Raw genomic sequence first — 20,844 nt, 5'->3', positions numbered from 1 at the left:
TTGACGCTCAGAGTGAATTCCGTCGGCGCGAACAACCTTCCGGCTGATGCAGTCGTGACCGACGTTCGCGTCACCTGCACCGTCCAGCAGTCAGCGTCCAGCACGAAGTCCGGGCCTGGGATTCCGGCCTTCAACGCTCCCGGTGCCACCGCCAAGGGCAGCGCGTGAACCCCAACACCGGGTGCAGGTCCTTCACCTTCGGTGTTTCACCGGGGCTGGATGTCTCTTACGTGGGGGACACCTCGCCCGGAATCACCGCTGCGACCGGCGACACCAACCACTGCTGATCTGACTCCCGCGACAGACGGAAGCACAACGAAAGGCCCCTCACCACTGATTGCTGGTGAGGGGCCTTCTCGTAGCGCCCGCGACAGGATTCGAACCTACGACCTTCTGCGTTCAGGTGAGCTGCGGGCCATCCGTGTCGGCGGGCGGAACCAGTGGAGAGTTTGCGAGGCCGAGTTGGAGGCCTACATCGAGCGTGCTTACGCCGCCACGGCAGAGGAGCTGAGGATCAGCGCTACGCCTCGCGCTTCCAGCTGATCGTTAAGGGGCTCTTCCCGGTTCGTGGTGATGGGGAGCGTCGTGTCGCTGGCGTAGAACGGCTCGTGGCCCTGCTGTGATGGGTGTTGTCAAGACATCCACATCCCAGAGGACCACGAGCCTGTGCACGAGAATACTGGTTCGCAGCGCGATGCTGCGAGCACGATCTTCAACCTGCCCAACTACCGCGTCATCGACGCCACCGACCTGCCCGACGGGGACCGGCGGGTGGTGATCACCTCGACCGTCACGCCGGGCTGTCCGGTCTGCGGGGTGCTCGCGACGAAGGTTCACTCGCGCCGGTCACCCGAGTTGGACCTCTCTGGGAGATGAACGCTGATTCTGTCGATGTTCCTCCTGGTCAGGGCCGTGCCGGAGGTCGTGGGTGACACACTAACGGCATGGTGTTTCTGCGGAAGACGAAGACGGCGTCGGGTGCGACTGCGGTGCAGATCGCCGAGCGGAAGAACCGCCGGGATGTAGTGCTCGAGCACCTCGGCTCCGCCCATACCGAGCCCGAGCTTGCCGCGCTGATGAGTGCGGGCCGGGACAAGATCAACGCGGCCCAGGAGGCCCTTGACCTGGGTCTTCCGCGGGATCCGCAGTCAGCGGTGGTCTACTCGAAACGCTCCCGCCAGCTGGTGGAGACGCTCCAGGTGGCATGGACGGCGCTGGGGTTCGACGTCATCAAGAACGAGGCGTTCTTCCAGCTCGTCGCCGCGAGACTGACCGAGCCGACCTCGATGAGCGACTCCGCTCGCGTGCTGACCGAGGTTGGGATGGACCCGGTGCACCGCTCGACGATGAAGCGCTGCCTGGCACGCGTCGCCGAGCGCGAGTACCGCGACCACATTGCCACGAAGTGCTTCGAACACGCTGCCACCAGCGGTGACATCTCGCTGGTCCTCTACGACGTCACCACGCTCTACTTTGAGGCGGAGCACGAGGACGAGCTGCGGAAGGTCGGCTACTCCAAGGAACGCCGCGTCGATCCGCAGATCGTGGTCGGCCTGCTCGTGGACCGGGGCGGGTTCCCGCTGGAGATCGGCTGCTTCGAGGGGAACCATGCCGAGACCCGCACGATCGTGCCGATCATCAAGCAGTTCCAGACCCGCCACAACCTTGCCGACATGGTTGGGGTCGCTGATGCCGGGATGCTCTCCACCGCCAATCTGACGGCGCTGGACGAGGCGGAGCTGAAGTTCATCGTCAGCTCAAGACAGGTGAAAGCGCCGGGTGACCTGGCCAATCACTTCCACTGGAATGGGCATTGCGTTCACCGATGGGCAGTTGATCGACACGATCACCCCGCGCCACGGCAACACCAGGACCGAGCGGAAGAAGAACCGGCGGGAGCCGGTCTGGGACCCCGAGCAGCATCCCGGGCACTGGCGGGCCGTCTGGGCTTACTCCCGCAAACGCGCAGTCCGGGACGGACACACACTCACTGCGCAGGAGAACCGGGCCCGGGCCGTGATCGACGGGGACGCGGCGGTGAAGTCGACCCGGTTCGTGAAGACCACTGCGGCCGGTCGCACCCTCGACGAAGCCTCTCTCGAGCGAGCTCGGCGCCTGGTCGGATTGAAGGGCTACGTCACCAACATCCCCGCCCAGGTCATGCCGCCGGCAGAGGTGCTCTCGAGCTATCACGACCTCTGGCACGTCGAGCAGTCCTTCCGGATGAGTAAGACAGACCTGCAGGCCAGGCCCATATTTCACCGGCAACGCGACGCGATCGAAGCCCACCTCACCATCGTGTTCACTGCCCTGGCGATCGCCCGCTACCTGCAGCACAAGACCGGGTTCAGCATCCGCAAGATCATCCGCACACTACGCCCACTCCAAGACGTCACCATCAGCCTCGCCGGACAGCAGATCACAGCCAAGCCCGAACTCACCGACGACGCCCGACACGTCCTTCAGCGAGTGACACACTAAAGAGGTCCAAGTCAGGTCGGATGCTCCTTCGGTCAGGCGTGCGGGGTCAGGGGTGGCCGGCCGGTGCGACGCGCCGGTGGTGCGTCCGCGAACAGGTCCGGGCACTCCCGGGCTCACCAGCCCTCGGTGCGCTCTTTGAGCTCACGGTAGGCCGCCAGCACCTGCGGTGTCGCCTCCGCGCCGACGGTGCGGCTGCCGGTGATCTCCCAGTGCGGCGGCTCGTCGGTGCTGGCGAGCGCCCAGGCGGCCTGGCGGGCTGCTCCGAGTGCGACGTACTCGCCGCTCGGGGCGATCTCGACCTCGCGGCCGAACACGGCCGGGGCCAGTTCCTGCACGGCGCGGCTGCGGGCCCCGCCGCCGATCAGCACGATCCGGGCCGCAGCGGTGCCGGTGACGTCCTCCAGGGCCGCGATGCCGTCGGCCAGGGAGCACAGCAGGCCTTCCACGTAGGCGCGCGCCACGTCCTCACGGGTGGTGGAGGCGCTCATTCCCGTGAGGGTGGCCCGCGCGGTGGGGCGGTTGGGGGTGCGCTCCCCGTCGAAGTAGGGCAGCAGGGTCACCCCGCCCGCCCCGGGCTCTGAGGCGAGCGCGAGCCGGGAGAGCTCCTCGTGGTCCACGCCCAGCAGGGCACGGCCGGCCTCGAGGATCCGGGAGGCGTTGATGGTGGTGGTCATCGGCAGGAAGCGCCCGGTGGCGTCGGCGAAGCCGGTGACGGTGCCTGAGGCGTCGTCGGGCCGGACGTCCGTGACCATGGCGCACACACCGGAGGTGCCGATTGAGACGGAGACGTCCCCCGGGCCGAGCGACAGCCCGAGGGCCGCGCCCATGTTGTCGCCGGTGCCGGCCGCGATCGCGGCGCCTCCCGGGGTGCGCGCCATGACCTCCTGCGGCGTCGACGGGAGGCGGGGCAGCTCCAGGGCGTGGCCCAGGGCGCGCTCGGCCAGCTCAGGCACCCAGGCCTCGGCGCGTGTGGAGTAGTAGCCGGTGCCGGAGGCATCGCCGCGGTCGGTGAAGGCGTCCCCTCCCCCGGCCAGGTGACGGGAGACGTAGTCGTGCGGGAGCATCACGGAGCGGGCGCGCGCTGCGCTGTCGGGCTCGTTGTCCCGCACCCACCGCAGCTTGGAGGCGGTGAAGGAGGCCACCATCAGGCTGCCGATCTCACCGACGCACTGCTCGGGCCCGCCCATCTCCTCGATCAGTGCCTGCGCCTGCGGTGCGGAGCGGGTGTCGTTCCACAGCAGGGCGTCGCGCACCACGCCGCCGTGCTCGTCCAGCAGCACCATGCCGTGCTGCTGGCCGCCCACGGCGAGGGCCTCGGCCCGCTCCAGGAGGGGACCGGCCGCCTCGTCCACCGCGTCCAGCCAGGCACGGGGATCGACCTCGGTGCCCTCGGGGTGGGCGGCGCGGCGCTCGTCCTGCACCTCGCCCGTCTCGGCGTCGACCAGCAGGGCCTTGGTGGACTGGGTGGAGGAGTCGATGCCTAACACGAAGGGCATAGTACTTTCCTTCCCTACATTCCCCAGCTCCGCTGAGCTGGCGCTTCAATCTTGTGTTTCATGCCATAGTGGCAGAGGGACCGCCCGCATTCTCGACGCCACCCTCCTCAGCGCTCGTCTCTGCAGTTAGCCTCGTGATACCCATTCCCGTCGCAGCCAGAACAATTGCAACTAGGACCCCCGCCCAGTTCTGAACCGCCCACGGCAGATAATCGAGGGTTGCGACGCCTAAGGTGCCCGCCATGTAAGCCCCCGCCGCAGTCCAGGGGAGGATAGGTTCGATCACGCTTGCGGCGTCCTCAATCGTTCTCCCCAGCACCTTCGGGTGAACTCCTCGCTTGATGTATTCGGGACGGAAAATCTCACCGGGCAGAATAATTGAAATCTGCCCGTTGCAAGTCACCCCGATTGTCGTCAAGCAAGTGACGATCGTCGCTCCTGCCAGTCCGAAAATATTCTTGACGCCTGCCAACAGCTTCTCGACCATCACCTGCAGCGAACCGGTCAGATCGATGATACCCGCGAAGGCGATAGCACAAAACGCAATGAGCAGCGTGCCCATCATGGAATTCATCCCTCCACGATTCAGAAGCGTCGCGAGATCCTCCCCGCCCGACACAGCATCAAACCCCGCCCGTTCAATCATCTCTAGGTTGAAGCCGTTGACGATCGCACCCACGGTGTTCTGCAATGAGATTCCCTGAAACACCACCGCGTTGATCATCGCGAGAGCGGCGGCGGACAACATAACAGGAATAGTCGGCATGCGGAGAAGTGAACCCGCAAAGACAACTATCACCGGCAAAACGACCAGTAGATTGAAATCAAACCCTGAGGAGAGGGAGGTGAGCATGCCGTCTATGCTCTCCGATGAAATTTCGCCACTCCCTTCATTGTTCAGCCCCACAAAGAGAAACGCCAGGGCGGAGATAATATATGCTGGAAGTGTCGTCCATAGCAGGTTAGCAATGTGCTCATAGAGGTTGACACGCGTAATCATCGACGCCAGGTTCGTAGTGTCCGAAAGCGGCGACATCTTATCTCCGAAATACGCACCGGCCACAACAGCACCTGCAACTGAGGCAAGATTCGCATCCATGCCGATCGCAACGCCCATGAAAGCGACTCCTACCGTCCCGGCAGCCCCCCAGGACGTTCCGGTCGCCAATGCGACTATTGATGTCACCAAAAGAGCTGTCAGACCGATAAATTGGGGGCTAATGATCCTCAATCCCCAGTAGATCATCATTGGGATTGTGCCGCCAGCCATCCAGGCACCAATTAGAAGGCCTACGCAGATCAGAATGAGGATCGCAGGCCACGTCTTTTTCATTTTAACCGCGATCGATTCAACCATATCGTTCCAGGTCCAGCCGAGGAACTTGGCGACCACCGCTGCAACAGCCGCTGAAAGGATGATCATAGGCTCGGCATTGAGACCAAAGGCAATGTAGCCAACGCCGAGGAATATCATCATTGCGAATATGGGAATGAGAGCGACCAACAGCGTTGGCTTCCTGCGCCCATGCTCATCGGGATTGATGTGTTGAGTCTCGGGGGCCGGCTCTTCACCCAGTTGATCGACGTTGTTCATTGGGTTCCTCTCTCGCGGAAGCGCGTCTCTGAGCGCTTTGAATTAATCCGTGTGCGCTGATCCGCGCGAATCGCAAGATGCTGGGCAGCTGGGAGCATTCATCTTGGACCGCGCTGTGATAGGTGCCGTACTAACAAGCCTGCGTAGCACCTCTTGAAGTCGGTCGCGGGGAATACCGAGGTTCAAACGTAACCATCCAGAGTACTCTTCTCCAAAGTCGGAACCGAAACCTGGAATAACCTTGGCGTCTCGAACGAACCATTTCCGTAGTGTATCCTCATTGCCAACGCTACGCGCGTCTATCCACAATAGGAATGTTCCGCCCGCCGGAACCGGTCGCAGGCCGGGCAGTTCCTGTCGTAATACTTTCCACGCGAGATCAAATGATGCTTGAAGCTCTAACTGTGTGCGATCCAGCCACTCATCACATTGACTCCATGCTATTTGCGTCGCGCGTAGACCAAAAATATTAGCATTATGGAATCCCGCCCGCCTAAGCGATCCGCGCAACCATTGTGAAGTTTCAGTTCGCGAACAGACAATTGCGCTCGTCTCGAGTCCTGCGAGATTGAATGCTTTTCCTGGAGCGATGCAACTGATCCATTCCTGCCCCTCCCCCGCGACCAGCGCAAAGGGCGTATGGGTGCCATGCCGCACGGAGTCAGAATGCACCTCGTCAGAGACGACCATGACCCCGGCGGCTTCGCACATTCTTGCTATTTGCTCAAGTTCATGGCGAGGCCAGACGGTTCCTGTCGGATTGTGCGGCGAGCAAAGTAAAAGCATGTCCGCACCAAATATAACGGATTCCAGGTTTGCTAGGTCTACGGACCATACGTTACCCTCTTCAACGAGGCGAGATGTACGGATTGCGCAGCCATTGCGCTTTAGGACTTCGAGCGTGGGAGAGTATTGAGGGGACATCGTAACGACAATTGGCGGCGCCGGGAAGTACTCACGGGCTATGAGAGCGAGGAGATGTACTACGCGCGGCACCATCACCACCAGATCCATATTTACTTCCCACCCGTGACGGCGTAAACACCAGTCGTGCACGAGGCGTGGGAAATCCTCGAAGGGCTCTGTGTATCCGTACGCTCCGGTCTGTGCGAGGCGGGTCAGTTCCTCGCATATTGGCGCCGCGGTCGGGAACTGAAGTTCAGCAACGTTGAGTGGGATGTAATCGTATTTGCCTTCGCGGATCAGATGGCCCCATACAGAGCTGTTGAGCAGGTTCGGCTCGATCATCGGGGTGCGCCTTTGCATTGATTCGTTTGGTGTCGCGTGCGGAGTGTCCGGTTAAAAAATCCACAGGCAATTCGGTCTCTTGGATGCTTCAGGCCCGGAAGCCGAGCAGGTGCTGCATGGCCAGCTGGTTGAGCCGCACGAAGCCGTAGTTGCGCGCACCGGCCGCGTCCACGTCGAAGTCCTCGTAGGTCGAGCGGTCCGCGAGCAGGTCCTCCACGGACTCGCCCTCGCCGAGGGTGGGCTGGGCCAGCTCCTCGATGCCCGAGTACGCCAGCGCCTCCTGCACCTCGGGGTCCTGGCGGAAGGCCACGGCCCGCTCCTTGAGCATCAGGTACATCTCCATGTTGGCGTACGCGGAGTCGTACTGGCCCTTCTCGTGCTCGGTGCGGGAGGGCTTGAAGTCGAAGTGGCGAGCGCCTTCGTAGGCGCCGGGCTTGGACGGGAAGCCGTTCTCGAGCAGGTCGACGGTGAAGAAGGCACTGATGAGATCGCCGTGACCGAACACGAGGTCCTGGTCGTACATGGGCCCGTGCTGGCCGTTGAGGTCGATGTGGAAGAGCTTGTCGGCCCACAGCGCCTGCGCGAGGCCGTGGGTGTAGTTCAGGGTGGCCATCTGCTCGTGGCCGGTCTCGGGGTTGATGCCCACGATTTCGCCGTGCTCCAGCTTCTCGATGAAGGCCAGGGCGTGGCCCACGGTGGGCAGGAAGATGTTGCCGCGGGGCTCGTTGGGCTTGGGCTCCAGACCGATGCGCAGGTCGTAGCCCTTGTCCTTGATGTACCCGGCAACGGTGTCGATGCCCTCGGCGTAGCGCTGGTGAGCGGCGAGCAGGTCCTTGGAGCCGTCGTACTCCGATCCCTCGCGGCCGCCCCACATCACGAAGGTGGTGGCGCCGAGCTCGGCGGCGAGGTCGACGTTCGCCAGCACCTTGCGCAGGCCGAAGCGGCGCACGGAGCGGTCGTTGGAGGTGAAGGCGCCATCCTTGAACACCGGGTGGGCGAAGGTGTCGGTGGTGATCATCTCGATCACCAGGCCGGTCTCCTCGGTGACCTTCGTGAGCTCATCGATGATCTGCTGACGCTCCTGAGGGGTGGCGTCGAAGGGCACCACGTCGTTGTCGTGGAAGGTGAAGCCCCAGGCGCCCATCTCGGCGAGCCTGCGGATGTGGGCGGACAGCTGCAGCGGCGGGCGGGTCGCCAGGCCGAACTGGTCGCGCGCCTCCCAGCCCGTGGTCCACAGGCCGAAGGAGAACTTGTCGTCACGGGTGGGGATCGGGGCTGTCATCGTCGGGTCCTCCGCTGCTCCGGGGCGGCCTCGCCACCCCTTAGTTAGTTTGCGTTACTTACTATAGACATGGAATCCTGGGGAGCACGAGCGGCAACGGACTCTGGGGGAAGAGATGCAGTCCACGCACCTGCGCGAGCACAACCTCTCGACGATCCTGCGAGCGGTCGTCTCCTCCCCCTCCCCCCTGTCCCGCGCGGCACTGGCCAAGCAGACCCGCCTAACCAAGCCCACGGTCTCCAAGCTCGTCGAGGAGCTGATCGGCGCGCACCTGATCCAGGAGGACGCACCGGTCAGATCGGGGGCCGGGCGCCCCATGGTCCCGCTGCTCCCGGCCATGGACACCCTGGCTGCGATCGGCATCGAGGTGGCGGCGGATCACGTGGTCTGCCTGGCCGTCGACCTCGCCGGTCGCACTCTGTCCCGCCGCACGGAGTACGTGAGCGTGACCTCCGCCACCACCGAGGACGCGATCTCCTGCTGCGCGCGGCTGATGGACCAGGCGCGCGGCGAGGTGGGGCATCTGCCGATCGCGGGCGTGGTCGCTGCGATCCCGGGCCGCATCGCTCCGGACGGCGATCACGTACTGTCGGCCCCCAACCTGGGCTGGGACCGGGTGCCGTTCGTGAGCCTGCTGCGGGAGCACCCGGCTCTCGCCGATCTGTCCGTCCGGGCGCAGAACGACAACCGCCTCTCCGTGCTCACCGAGCTGGACCAGCGCCCCGGGGAGTCGTTCATCTACATCCGTGGCTACACCGGTGTGGGCGGGGCCGTCGTGATCGACGGGGAGCTGCTCGACGGCGTGCACGGCTGGGCCGGCGAGTTCGGCCACACGGTGGTCCAGCCGGGAGGTGACCGGTGCCTCTGTGGGCGCCGAGGCTGCCTGGAGGCCTACATCTCGTACCACTCGCTGCGCGAGCGCGCCGGCCTCGGGGACGACGTGCTGATCGACGATCTCATCGACGCCCTGGCCCGCAGCGGGGACCGGGCCGAGGTCATCGGGACCATCGGCCGCTCACTCGGCCTCGCGGTGGCCAATGCGATGAACGTGCTGGACGTGTCCACGGTGGTGCTGTCCGGGTACCTCGCTCCCATCGCGGAGGAGATCTCGCCCGTGGTGCGGGAGACCGTGGATCGTCATGCTCTGGCGGCCGAGGCGGGCCCGATCACCCTCGAGCGCTCCGACGACCTCGAGGACCCTGCCCTGCGCGGGGCCGCTCGCGCGGCCCTGCAGCCGGTGCTCTCCGCCCCCGGGCGCTGGATCGAGCGCGCGGCCCGGTCTCACATGGACGCGTAGCGCGAGCGCAGGATCGAGTAGATCCCGTACAGGATCAGGCCCACGCCCACCACGACCAGCAGCACGGTGCCGGCCGGCAGGGTCGCCATCTGCTTGATGGCTCCGTCCATGCCGGTGGCCTTCTCCGGATCGGCGCCGATAGCGGCCCAGCCGAACAGCACGCCCACGCCGACCAGCGCCAGGCCCTTGGCCACGTACCCGGCCACCCCGGTGACCACGACGGCCCTGCCCACGTTGCCGCCGCCGGTGGCCTGCAGGTCCTCCTCGAACTTGCGGGTGACGCCCTTGACGATGTGGTAGACGCCGATGCCGATCACTGCCAGCCCCGCCACGGCGATCAGCACGCGCCCCACGGGTGAGGGACAGGGCTGTCTCGAGAGGCTTGGGGTCAGGGGCCGTGCCCTGTGCCAGTTGGGTCAGCAGCTCGGCGTTGAGCTCGGTCTCTTGTGTGTCCCAGGGGTTCCCGGTATCGGGCGACTCCTGGAAGAAATCGTCGATGCGCATGGGTCCATCATCCCTTGGGCAACCCACATCCAAGCGCCGGCGCGTTGCGTATTGCGTACCTCAGTGCGTACATGTCCACTCTAGCCAGGCATGAAGAAGGCCCCTGGTCTGCGTTTCCGCTGACCAGGGGCCCTTTCTTGTGCCCGCGACAGGATTCGAACCTACGACCTTCTGCTCCGGAGGCAGACGCTCTATCCACTGAGCTACGCGGGCAACGCGGTCCAGTCTAGCAACGCCCGGGCCGCTGGGCGCCCTCTCAAACGAAGACGAGAGACGGGTGAGGGGAAGCTCACCCAGCGCTGGGCAGCTGCGCCCTCTCGAGAACCGCCGACGGGTCCGCGCTGATCGCGAGTCCCGACGGCTCCTTGCCGGCGCGCACGAGCATGTCGCCGACAGCGGCGATCATCGCCCCGTTGTCGGTGCACAGATCGATCGACGGGACGCGCAGCTGAATCCCGGCGGCATCGCACGCCTCCTGCGCGTGGGTGCGCAGGCGCTTGTTCGCTGCCACTCCCCCGACGATCGTGAGGGTCTGCATGCCCTTGTCGCGGCAGGCGCGCAGTGCCTTGGCGACGAGCACATCCACGACCGCCTGCTCGAACGATGCGGCGATGTCCGCGACGGGAACCGGGTCGCCATCGCGCTCCAGCTTCTCAACTGTCCGCGCCACCGCGGTCTTCAGCCCGGAGAAGGAGAACGCGTAGGGATCATCGCCGGGGCGCAGCATCGCGCGCGGGAAGCGGAAGGCCGACGGGTTCCCGTCCACCGCCGCAGCGGAGATGACCGGCCCGCCCGGGTAGCCCAGGCCGAGCAGACGCGCGACTTTGTCGAATGCTTCACCGGCCGCGTCATCGAGGGTGTCCCCCAGGTGGACGATGTCGTCCTCCACGAGGTCGTGGACCTCGAGCAGCGAGGTGTGCCCACCGGAGACGATGAGGACGATGCCCTTGTCGGGCAGGGGGCCGTGGTCGAGCAGGTCGGCTGCGGCGTGGCCGGCGAGGTGGTGGACGCCGTACAGCGGCTTGTCCAGAGCCCACGCGATCGCCTTTGCGGCCGCGAGGCCCACGTGGACGGCGGTGGCGAGGCCGGGGCCGCTCGTGACAGCGACGTGGGTGATGTCCTCGAGCTCCACGTCCGACGCGGCCAGGGAGTTCTCCAAGGTCGGGACCACCGCGTCCAGATGGGCGCGAGCAGCGATCTCCGGAACCACACCTCCGAACTCGGCGTGCTGCTGGGCACTGGAGGCGATGCCCTGGCCGAGCAGGCGACCGTTGGAGACGAGACCGAATCCGGTCTCGTCACAGGAGGACTCGACGCCGAGGACGATGGGTGAGGTCATCGCAGAAGGTTCAGCGGGTTCGTCGACTCACCGCTCGGAGTCTTGGCGCCGAAGTGCAGGTGGCAACCGGTGGAGCGGCCGGTGGTGCCGACCTTGCCGACTTCCTGGCCCTGCACGACGCTCTGGCCCTGAACCACGCTCTGGGACTGGAGGTGGAAGTACTGGGTGACGGTGCCGTCGGCGTGGGTCACCTCGACGAGGTTGCCGGAGGCGCGGTGGTAGCCCACCTTGGAGACCGTGCCGTCGGCGGCGGAGCGGGCGACATCGCCGCAGGCCTGCGCATAGTCGACGCCGTCGTGGAACTTGGTGTAGCCGAGGGTCGGGTGAGTGCGGTAGCCGTAGCCGGAGCTGATCGCGGCACCGCCGGAGGGATCGACGTAGGCGGCGCGCTTGCCCTGGGAGACCTTCTCGACCTCGGCAGGAGCGCCGGCGCGCTTGCCGGTGGCGGTCTGACCGCCCGCGGCCTGCGGAGCGCTGGCTGCCGCAACCTCAGCCTCAGTCGGCGGTTCGTCCACGGAGAAATCGGCCGCGCCGGTCTCCAGAACGGCGGTGTCCTCCACAGCTCCGGCACTGACGGCCGGGATCGCCTGCGGAGCGGGAGCAGCCGGGGCAGCAGGAGCGCCGACTGCAGGGGCGGCCTGTGCAGCACCGGGTGCAGCTCCGGCCGGCGCCTGCTCGGGCGTGCTGGCGTTCGACCCGGCGATGCCGAACGCGCCGGTGGAGGAGGTCGCCAGGGGAAGGGCGATGGTGGCGACCGCGAAGGTGCTCAGTGCGCTCGCCTTGGCGACGGCGACCGAGGCAGTGCGGGTGCCCCGGTGCAGACCGCGCGGGGCGGGCTGCAGCGGCCGGATCTGTGCCGGGCCATCAGCGCGACGCTTTCCCATGTCGACACCCTTCCTTCCGATCGTCTGCGGGGGTCCAACGCCGGTCCGTGAATCCATCACCCCGGCGCCTTCCGTTCAAGCCGCGTTCAATCGTAGGAAGCTCCCAGACTCCTCAGGCACCCTCCAGGCCCTTCATTGCCAAGTCTTTGCCGAGGCCTGTGCAGGACGGGAAACTCCGAAGATCAGAACACTGTTTTCGTGCCCGTTCCGAAACAATCACTGTTGACCGCATCACAGGAATTTCGGGTCGGATTCGGGGACGACTCCCCATCGAACCGTCGTCGGCTTCCGTCGACCGCCCTCCCGGTCAGCAGGTGACGGCCATGCCGATCAGCCGTTGGCCGCACCGCCGTGCTTCTGCATGACGTCCTTGACCTCACCCACGAGCTCCTCCAGCACATCCTCCAGGAACACGGCGCCCACGCTGCGGGCACCGGCGGAGTCCACACGGGCGAGATGCGCGCCGTTGTACTGCATGGCCCGCAGCGCCTCTTCGATCTCGTCGTCATCCGCAACGGACACCACCGCCCGCACCCGGCCCGGCGAGATCACCCTGCGGTAATCGGCGTCGCTCGCATCCGGCGGCAGGATCACGTCCTTGAGATGGAGGTACCCCACCAGGTCACCCGCGTCGTTGCGCACACCGATCCGGCTGAACCCGGTCTCGGCGACGATGTCCTCGAACTCGGCGTGGGTGACGCCGTAGGGGACGGTGACGACCTCTTCCATCGGCACCATGACTTCACGCGCTGTGTGGTCGGAGAAGTTGATCGCTCCGGCCAGAAGGCCCTGGTCGTCCACGAGCAGGCCCTCGCGCCTGGACTCGTCCACGATCGCAGCGATCTCATCGGCGGTGAACTCGCTCTCCACTTCATCACGCGGCTCCACCCCGAAAACGCGCAGCACCATGTTCGCCACCGTGTTCAGCACCCAGATCACCGGAGCGAACAGCAGGGAGAACACGCGCAGCGGCCAGGCGAGCAGCAGCACCGACCCCACCGGCAGGGAGATCGACATGTTCTTCGGGATCATCTCGCCGAACACCACATGCAGGTAGGAGGCGATGAGCAGCGCGATGGCGAACGAGATCGGGTGGACGAGCCCGTCCGCCACTCCGAAGCGCACGAACATCGGCTCCAGCAGGTGGGCGATCGCCGGCTCCGCCACCGCACCGAGGGTGACGGAGCAGATGGTGACGCCGAACTGGGCGGTGGCGAGCATGATCGAGACGTGCTCGATCGCCCACAAGGCGGTGCGGGCACCGCGCCGGCCGTCCTGCATCAGCGGTTCGAGCTGGCTGCGCCGGGCGCTCATCACCGCGAACTCGGCAGCCACGAAGAACGCGTTGCCCAGCAGCATCGCCAGGCCCACGATGAGGGAGACTGTCGAGCTCATTCGGCCTCCTCCTCAGCATCGCGGTCGCGGTGTGCGAGCACCCCGGGGTCGAGCACGGTCAGCCGCAGCGAGTCGATGCGGCGGCCGTCCATCGCGAGGACGTCGTACCGAACGCCGCCGACCGTCACGGTGTCGCCCACAGCCGGGATGCGCCCGAGGTGCATCATGACGATGCCGCCCACGGTGTCCACCTCGGTGGACTCCTCGATGAGGATGCCCATTTCGCGGCGGATCTCGTCAGGGCGCATCAGACCGGACACCTGCCAGTGGTCGATGTTCTCCACGAAGCGCTCGGGCTCGTCATCGTCGTGCTCGTCGCTGACCTCGCCGACGATCTCTTCGATCACGTCCTCGAGGGTGACGATGCCGGCGGTGCCGCCGTACTCGTCGATCACGACGGCGAGCTGGGCACCCGCTTCGCGCAGGTCCACCATCAGGGAGTCCAGCGGCACGGTGTCCGGAATGCGCAGCGCTTCGCTCATCAGCTCCCGGACCGTCGTGGTGCGGCGCTGCTCGCGCGGCACGGTGACGGCCTGACGCACCTGGATGATGCCGACCACATCGTCCTCGCTGTCCTCGATGACGGGGAAGCGGGAGTGTCCGGTTTCCCGAGTGAGCGCGAGGACGTCCTCGGCGGTGGCGCTGACGTCGATCGACAGCATCTTGCCGCGGTGGGTCATGACGTCGGCGGCTTCGCGTTCGCGCAGCTGCAGGGTGCGGGACAGCAGCACCGCGGTGGCGCGGTCCAGGGTGCCTGCACGGGCGGAGTGGCGCACGAGGGAGTCGAGCTCGGCGGGTGAGCGGCCGCTGCTGAGCTCCTCCTGCGGTTCGATGTTCATCAGCCGCAGGAAGAAGTTCGCGGTCGCGTTGAACATGATGATGACGGGCCGCAGTGCAACGGTGAACGCGTGCTGCAGCGGTGCGACCACGCGGGCGGTCTGGTAGGGCACGGCGATCGCGAGGTTCTTCGGGATCAGCTCCCCCACCACCATGGAGAACGCGTAGCTGATCATCATCGCTAGCGCCACGCCGATGGTGACCCTCAGCCCCTCGGGGACGCCGACGGCGTCGAGGCCGGGGGTGATGAGGTCGGTCAGCGGCTGCTGCACGGCGAAGCCGAACAGAAGCGTGGTGATGGTGATGCCCACCTGAGCGCCGGAGAGGTTCGTGGAGAGATGAGTGAGTGCGGACAGAACACCCTTCGCGCCGGAGTCGCCGTCGGCAGCGGCCTTCTCCACGGTGTGCTTGTCCAGGGCCACCAGGGAGAACTCGGCCGCCACGAACAGGGCGGTGCCGAGCGTCAGCAGGACACCGGCAAGCAGCAGGAGCCAGGTCATCATCGGCCCTGATCACCGCTCAGGGCCGGTCTGGACGACGGGAGAGGATTCGGGTCGCATATGTCGTTCATCGTGGCATCGAGTATAGGGTCGTCGCCGCCGTCTGCTCTGTGGGATTCGCCGACGGGCTCCGGCCCCACAGGTGGTCGGCATCCGTCGACCTCTCCCCTCACAGCTGGGTGTTCGGGCCGCGGCCTACATTTGTGGGCATGGAATCTACGGACACAGCAGCTCCTCGCGTCATCGTCGTTGAGGACGAAGCGGCCATCGCCCGCGCCATCGCCGACCGTCTCTCCGCGGAGGGCTGGCAGGTGCGCATCGCTCACGACGGACCGACGGGCCTGGCGGCCATCCAGCAGCTGAAGCCCGACCTGGTGGTGCTGGATGTGATGCTGCCCGGATTCGACGGGCTCGAACTGTGCCGCCGCATCGGAGATGACCAGAACCTCGGCGTGCTCATGCTCACCGCCCGCGATGACGAGACCGACATGCTGGTCGGCCTCGGCGTCGGCGCCGACGACTACATGACCAAGCCCTTCTCCATGCGCGAGCTCGTGGCGCGTCTGAAGGCCCTGCTGCGGCGCGTCCAGCGGCTCGGCGCCGCGGAGCAGGAACCGGCGGCGCAGACCACCCTCACCCTCGGCGACCTCGTGGTGGACCGTGCCTCGCGCCGCGTGACCCGCGGCGGGGAGCTCGCCCACCTCACCCCGACCGAGTACGACCTTCTTCTGTGCCTGGCGAACGCGCCCGGAACGGTCCTTTCGCGCGAGCAGCTGCTCGCGGACGTGTGGGACTGGGTGGATGCGACCGGCACCCGCACCGTGGATTCGCATGTGAAGGCGCTGCGCCGCAAGCTCGGCAGCGACCTGGTGCGCACCGTCCACGGCGTCGGCTACGCGCTCGAGGTGCCGCAGGCGGCGGAGGAGCAGTGAGCCGCTCCGACCAGCTGCCCACCCCGCTGCAGGGGTTCCAGTCGTTCAAGATGAAGCTCGGCGTCCTCGTGGGCGTCTCCGTGCTGGTCGCCGCCGCGATCGCGTGGGTGGGGTCGAAGACGGGCCTGAACGCGATCATCATGATCCCGCTGACGGTCCTGGCCGCCCTTGCGGTCACCCAAGTCCTCGCCCGCGGCATGACCTCACCGCTGCGGGAGATGACGGCGGCGGCGCGCGCCATGGCGCAGGGGGACTACGAGCGCCGCGTCACCACTCGCTCCCGCGATGAGGTCGGGCAGCTGGCCGACGCGTTCAACACCATGTCCGCGGATCTGGAGCAGACCGACCGGATGCGCCGCGAGCTGGTCGCGAACGTCTCCCACGAGCTGCGCACCCCCGTCGCCGCACTGCGCGGCCAGCTGGAGAACCTGGCCGACGGGGTGACCCCGGTGACACCGGAGAACCTCGAGGTGACGCTGCAGGCCACGGAGCGCTTGTCCCGCCTCGTGGACCACCTGCTGGATCTCTCCCGGCTGGAGGCCGGGGTGACGGATCTGCAGACAGAGCAGATCGAGCTCACACCGCTGCTGCATGAGGTCACGGACACGGCGAGGCTGGCGGCCCGGGTCCAGGGGCGCGATGTGCACTGGTCGGTGGATGTGCAGCCGGCGGACCTGAGCATCGCCGCTGACCCGGAGCGCATCCGGCAGGTGTTCTCCAATCTCCTGGACAACGCCTCCCGCCACTCCCCCGCCGGCGGCGGCATCTCCGTGATCGCGTTCCTCTCCGAGGGCGCCTTCGGGCCGGGGGTCGACGGCGTGTGCATCGAAGTGCGCGATGAGGGTCCCGGCATCGCCGAGGAGCACCGCGCGAGCGTGTTCGGAAGGTTCGAGCGCGGAGAGGCGGCTCTGGACGGCTCCGGCGGCACCGGGCTGGGGCTGGCGATCGCGCGATGGGCGGTGACGCTGCACGGCGGCAGGATCGAGGTCATCGATGACCCGCGGCGGGCTGCGCGGGCGCCCTCCTCCACCATTCGGGTGACGCTGCCGACGGATCCCGCCGCCCTCTGATCCTGCTCATTCGAGCGGCGCCTGGGGCAGGAATCGCCACTGTGTCCGGCTCAGCGGTCAGGACCTGGTAAAAGCCGCTGTCCGCGGTGGGGTGAGTGCCCCGAATTCCGCTAGGCTGGATCCGATCAATCGTCCGGAAGCGAAAGTTGGCGATCCCAGAGTGTCAGAGCAGACACACAGCACGAACGACACTGCTGAGGCCGAGTTCGGCCCGAACCAGTGGCTGGTCGACGAGCTGCACGCACAGTTCCGAGAGGACCCCTCGAGTGTGGATTCGTCCTGGGCGGAGTTCTTCCGCTCCCGGGAGTCCTCCGGCACCGCTGAGAAGGGCGCGGACGAGTCCCCCGCCCCGGCGGCATCGAACCCCGCCGCCAAGGCCGAGTCGAAGCAGGCCGAGTCCACGAAGGCTGCGCCGAAGAAGGCCGCGCCGACGAATGCCGCACCCGCCGCGAAGTCCTCGGCTGCGAAGAAGGTCGATGCCGCGGAGAAGAAGGCCGGGGTCTCAACCACCTCAGACCGCCCCGCGAAGAAGGACGATTCCTCCGCCGCGCCCGCGCAGGCGACCAATGAGCCGACCCCGGTGAAGCTGCGCGGCCCCGCCGCCGCCGTGGTGCGCAACATGGACGAGTCGCTGACCGTGCCCACCGCGACCTCGGTGCGCGATGTCCCGGTGAAGCTGCTGTTCGACAACCGCATCGTCATCAACAACCACCTCAAGCGTCGCCGCGCCGGCAAGGTCTCCTTCACACACCTCATCGGCTTCGCCATGATCGAGGCGATCACCGAGATCACCGACATGAACAACGGCTTCGATGAGCAGGACGGCAAGCCGGTCCTGCTCAAGCGCGAGGACATCAACTTCGGTCTCGCGATCGACATGCCGCGGCCCGACGGGTCCCGCGGTCTCGTGGTCCCCAACGTCAAGGCGGCGCAGAAGTACGACTTCCACGGCTTCTGGCAGGCGTACGAGGACATCGTGCGCCGTGCCCGCGCCAACAAGCTGACCATGGCGGACTTCACCGGCACCACGGTGTCGCTGACCAACCCCGGTGGCATCGGCACCGTCCACTCGATCCCCCGCCTCATGAAGGGCCAGGGCACGATCGTCGGCGTCGGCGCGATGAACTACCCTGCGCAGTTCCAGGGCGCCAGCCAGGAGACCCTCGCGCAGCTTGCGGTCTCCAAGGTCATGACCCTGACCTCCACGTACGACCACCGCATCATTCAGGGCGCCGCCTCGGGCGAGTTCCTCAAGGTGATGGCGGACAAGCTGCTCGGCCTCGACGGCTTCTACGACCGCGTGTTCGAGTCCGTCGGCGTCCCCTACGAGCCCGTGCGGTGGGTGGCGGACAACCCGATGCAGGACTCCCCGCAGGAGAAGTTCGCGCACGTGATGGACCTGATCCACGCGTACCGCACCCGCGGCCATCTGATGGCGGATATCGACCCGCTGCAGTACCGCCAGCGCCGCCATCCGGACCTGGACGTGGAGACGTACGGCCTCACCCTGTGGGACCTTGACCGCACGTTCCCCACGCGCGGCCTCGGCGGCCGAGACAGCATGACCCTGCGCGAAATCCTCGGCGTGCTGCGCGATGCGTACTGCCGCACCATGGGCGTGGAGTACATGCACCTCACCGACCCGGAGGAGCGCAACTGGGTGCAGGAGCAGGTGGAGAACAAGCGCCGCCCCTTCACGAAGGACCAGCTCACCCACATCATGGACCGCCTCAACGCAGCCGAAGCGTTCGAGACGTTCCTGCAGACCAAGTTCGTGGGCCAGAAGCGCTTCTCCCTCGAGGGCGGCGAAGCGATGATCCCGCTGCTGAACTCGATTCTGACCGACGCCGCGCGCGACGGCGTCAAGGAGGTCTGCATCGGCATGCCGCACCGCGGGCGCCTCAACGTGCTGGCGAACATCGCCGGCAAGAGCCACTCGCAGATCTTCCAGGAGTTCGAGGGCACCGCTCAGGGCGTCGGCTCCGGTGACGTGAAGTACCACCTCGGCACCGAGGGCTCCTACACCTCGCTCGACGGCGACACCACGAAGGTGTACCTCGCTGCGAACCCCAGCCACCTCGAAGCGGTCAACCCCGTGCTCGAGGGCGTGGTGCGTGCGAAGCAGGACCGCCTGGAGCTCGGCGGCAGCGAATTCCCGGTGCTGCCGATCCTCATCCACGGTGATGCGGCGTTCGCCGGTCAGGGCGTGGTGCCCGAGACCCTCAACCTTTCGGAGCTGCGCGGCTACCGTACGGGCGGCACGATCCACGTCATCATCAACAACCAGATCGGCTTCACCACGCTGCCCGATTCCTCGCGGTCGTCGTTCTACTCCACTGACATCGCCAAGGGCACGCAGCTGCCGATCTTCCACGTCAACGGCGACGACCCGGAGGCGTGCATCCGCGCCGCCGAGCTGGCGTTCCAGTACCGCCAGAAGTTCCACCGCGACGTGGTCATCGACATGGTCTGCTACCGTCGCCGGGGCCACAACGAGGGAGACGACCCCTCGATGACCCAGCCGCTGATGTACGACCTCATCGAGAAGAAGCCGAGCGTCCGCAAGCTGTTCACCGAGACCCTGCTGGAGCGCGGCGACCTCTCCGAGGACGAGCTGCAGCATGTGGTGGACAACTTCAAGCAGCACCTCGACCAGGCGTTCGCCGGTGCCCGTGAAGCTGGCAAGGACGCGAAGAAGGACGGTGCGATCAAGGGCCTGGAGAAGCCCATGTCGCAGCAGGGCGACGAACCCGACTACGGCGAGGTCGAAGCCGAGACCGCGGTCGACGCCTCCGTGCTCAAGACCATCGGCACCGCGCACGTCGACTACCCGGACACCTTCGAGATCCACCCGAAGCTGAAGTCCCTGACCGAGAAGCGGCAGGAGATGTCCCGCGAGGGCGACATCGACTGGGGCTTCGGCGAGATCCTGGCGTTCGGCACCCTGCTCATGGAGGGCACCCGCGTTCGCCTCGCCGGCCAGGACTCCCGCCGCGGCACCTTCACTCAGCGCCACGGTGTGCTGATCGATCGTGAGGACCAGGACACCTACACGCCGCTGCTGCACCTCGGCGAGGGCCAGGCGCGGTTCAACGTGTACGACTCCTCCCTCTCCGAGTTCGCCGCCCTCGGCTTCGAGTACGGCTACAGCGTGGAGAGCCCCGAGTCGCTGGTCCTGTGGGAGGCGCAGTTCGGTGACTTCGTCAACGGCGCGCAGACCATCATCGACGAGTTCATCTCCTCCGCTGAGCAGAAGTGGGGGCAGCGGTCCTCGCTGGTCATGCTGCTGCCGCACGGCTACGAGGGCCAGGGACCGGACCACTCCTCCGGCCGCCCCGAGCGCTTCCTCCAGCTGTGCGCGGAGAACAACATGCGGGTGGCGATGCCGTCCACTCCGGCGAGCTACTTCCACCTTCTGCGCCGCCAGGCGAAGCGGGAGCGCCGCCGCCCGCTGATCGTCTTCACCCCGAAGTCGATGCTGCGCAACAAGCTTGCGACCTCGTCCGTGGAGGACTTCACCTCCGGCTCGTTCCGTCCGGTGATCACCGAGGGAACGAAGGACCCGTCGGCCATCAAGCAGGTGCTGGTGTGCTCCGGCAAGGTCTACTGGGACCTCGTGGCGCAGCGGGAGAAGCGCGGGGCCGATGACGTCGCCATCGTCCGCATCGAAGAGCTGTACCCGCTGCCGACCCAGGAGATCCGCGAGGCGCTGTCCGTGTACGACGGCGCCGACGTCCGCTGGGTGCAGGAGGAGCCGTCAAACCAGGGTGCGTGGCAGTACATCGCCATGAACTTCGCTGAGCATGTGCGCGTTCCGCTGACTGTGGCGGCGCGCCCGGCGTCCGCATCGCCCGCGGCCGGCACCATGAAGCGGCACGTTGCGGAGTTCGAGCGCCTGATGGACAGCGCGTTCGCACGATGACCGGTTAGGGTTGGGAGGTCCGTCGATCTCCCACCCCCATCGATCCCACCTGGAGGCTTGCTC

The 20,844-nt window shown here is 66.5% G+C and carries 15 protein-coding genes, 1 tRNA gene and 1 pseudogene; 7 read left to right on the top strand and 10 right to left on the bottom strand.

Annotation, left to right across the window (positions count from 1 at the left end):
* Positions 1-219: 219 nt before the first annotated feature.
* The 3 genes and pseudogenes from FHX50_RS12320 to FHX50_RS01815 all read left to right on the top strand — a co-directional run bounded on the left by FHX50_RS12320 (position 220) and on the right by FHX50_RS01815 (position 2,481).
* Entirely contained in the window at positions 220-543 is a 324-nt protein-coding gene (locus FHX50_RS12320; protein WP_183373886.1) for a helix-turn-helix domain-containing protein, read from the top strand.
* Positions 544-666: 123 nt separating this feature from the next.
* Positions 667-876 (top strand): hypothetical protein, encoded by a 210-nt coding sequence (locus FHX50_RS11975; protein ID WP_239375052.1) that lies wholly within the window; start codon positions 667-669, stop codon positions 874-876.
* Positions 877-944: 68 nt separating this feature from the next.
* Positions 945-2,481 (top strand): annotated as a pseudogene (locus FHX50_RS01815) (IS1634 family transposase).
* A 113-nt stretch (positions 2,482-2,594) separates the two neighbouring features.
* Here FHX50_RS01815 and xylB read toward each other — a convergent pair.
* The 4 genes from xylB to xylA form a co-directional block, all read right to left on the bottom strand.
* On the bottom strand, positions 2,595-3,977 hold the full coding sequence (gene xylB / locus FHX50_RS01810) for a xylulokinase (RefSeq protein ID WP_183373884.1): 1,383 nt from the start codon (positions 3,975-3,977) through the stop codon (positions 2,595-2,597).
* 58 nt (positions 3,978-4,035) lie between these two features.
* The gene (gene nhaC, locus FHX50_RS01805; protein WP_183373882.1) at positions 4,036-5,571 is read right to left on the bottom strand and encodes a Na+/H+ antiporter NhaC; all 1,536 of its coding nucleotides are present in this window, start codon (positions 5,569-5,571) and stop codon (positions 4,036-4,038) included.
* A gap of 42 nt (positions 5,572-5,613) precedes the next feature.
* Positions 5,614-6,819 carry a MalY/PatB family protein gene (locus FHX50_RS01800; protein WP_183373880.1) on the bottom strand — a complete coding sequence of 402 codons (1,206 nt, stop codon included), beginning with the start codon at positions 6,817-6,819 and terminating at the stop codon, positions 5,614-5,616.
* Between the two features lie 88 nt (positions 6,820-6,907).
* Entirely contained in the window at positions 6,908-8,101 is a 1,194-nt protein-coding gene (gene xylA, locus FHX50_RS01795; RefSeq protein WP_183373878.1) for a xylose isomerase, read from the bottom strand.
* Between the two features lie 115 nt (positions 8,102-8,216).
* On the opposite strand from xylA, the gene FHX50_RS01790 reads away from it, so the two are divergent.
* Complete coding sequence (locus tag FHX50_RS01790; RefSeq protein WP_183373876.1) at positions 8,217-9,398, top strand: ROK family protein; 1,182 nt, start codon at positions 8,217-8,219, stop codon at positions 9,396-9,398.
* Here FHX50_RS01790 and FHX50_RS01785 read toward each other — a convergent pair.
* From FHX50_RS01785 to FHX50_RS01760, 6 genes are all read right to left on the bottom strand, one after another.
* Positions 9,383-9,751 carry a DUF1206 domain-containing protein gene (locus tag FHX50_RS01785; protein WP_343064023.1) on the bottom strand — a complete coding sequence of 123 codons (369 nt, stop codon included), beginning with the start codon at positions 9,749-9,751 and terminating at the stop codon, positions 9,383-9,385. The genes FHX50_RS01790 and FHX50_RS01785 overlap by 16 nt on opposite strands.
* 291 nt (positions 9,752-10,042) lie before the next feature.
* Positions 10,043-10,115: transfer RNA gene (locus tag FHX50_RS01780), tRNA-Arg, on the bottom strand.
* A 76-nt stretch (positions 10,116-10,191) separates the two neighbouring features.
* Positions 10,192-11,241 carry a tRNA (adenosine(37)-N6)-threonylcarbamoyltransferase complex transferase subunit TsaD gene (gene tsaD / locus FHX50_RS01775; protein WP_183373874.1) on the bottom strand — a complete coding sequence of 350 codons (1,050 nt, stop codon included), beginning with the start codon at positions 11,239-11,241 and terminating at the stop codon, positions 10,192-10,194.
* Complete coding sequence (locus FHX50_RS01770) at positions 11,238-12,125, bottom strand: M23 family metallopeptidase (protein WP_183373872.1); 888 nt, start codon at positions 12,123-12,125, stop codon at positions 11,238-11,240. Before FHX50_RS01770 ends, tsaD begins: the two co-directional genes overlap by 4 nt.
* Before the next feature lie 330 nt (positions 12,126-12,455).
* Positions 12,456-13,520: a hemolysin family protein gene (locus tag FHX50_RS01765; protein WP_183373870.1), complete on the bottom strand. Its 1,065-nt coding sequence runs from the start codon at positions 13,518-13,520 to the stop codon at positions 12,456-12,458.
* A complete protein-coding gene (locus FHX50_RS01760) occupies positions 13,517-14,860 on the bottom strand; it encodes a hemolysin family protein (RefSeq protein WP_246370627.1) in 1,344 nt (447 codons plus the stop codon). Before FHX50_RS01760 ends, FHX50_RS01765 begins: the two co-directional genes overlap by 4 nt.
* 206 nt (positions 14,861-15,066) lie before the next feature.
* Here FHX50_RS01760 and FHX50_RS01755 point away from each other — a divergent pair, with 206 nt between their 5' ends.
* The 3 genes from FHX50_RS01755 (at position 15,067) to FHX50_RS01745 (ending at position 20,781) form a co-directional block, all read left to right on the top strand.
* Positions 15,067-15,789 (top strand): response regulator transcription factor, encoded by a 723-nt coding sequence (locus tag FHX50_RS01755; protein WP_183373868.1) that lies wholly within the window; start codon positions 15,067-15,069, stop codon positions 15,787-15,789.
* Entirely contained in the window at positions 15,786-16,859 is a 1,074-nt protein-coding gene (locus FHX50_RS01750) for a sensor histidine kinase (RefSeq protein ID WP_343064022.1), read from the top strand. The genes FHX50_RS01755 and FHX50_RS01750 overlap by 4 nt, the downstream gene beginning before the upstream one ends.
* Positions 16,860-17,019: 160 nt before the next feature.
* Positions 17,020-20,781, top strand: a complete 3,762-nt coding sequence (locus FHX50_RS01745; RefSeq protein WP_183373866.1) for a multifunctional oxoglutarate decarboxylase/oxoglutarate dehydrogenase thiamine pyrophosphate-binding subunit/dihydrolipoyllysine-residue succinyltransferase subunit — start codon at positions 17,020-17,022, stop codon at positions 20,779-20,781.
* The last annotated feature ends 63 nt before the right edge of the window (positions 20,782-20,844 follow it).

Origin of the sequence: Helcobacillus massiliensis (assembly GCF_014191425.1) — a bacterium.
In the GTDB taxonomy this organism is placed as follows: Bacteria; Actinomycetota; Actinomycetes; order Actinomycetales; family Dermabacteraceae; genus Helcobacillus; species Helcobacillus massiliensis.
The sequence above is the reverse complement of the archived record's forward strand: the minus strand, read 5'-3'. Positions and strand labels throughout refer to the sequence as shown.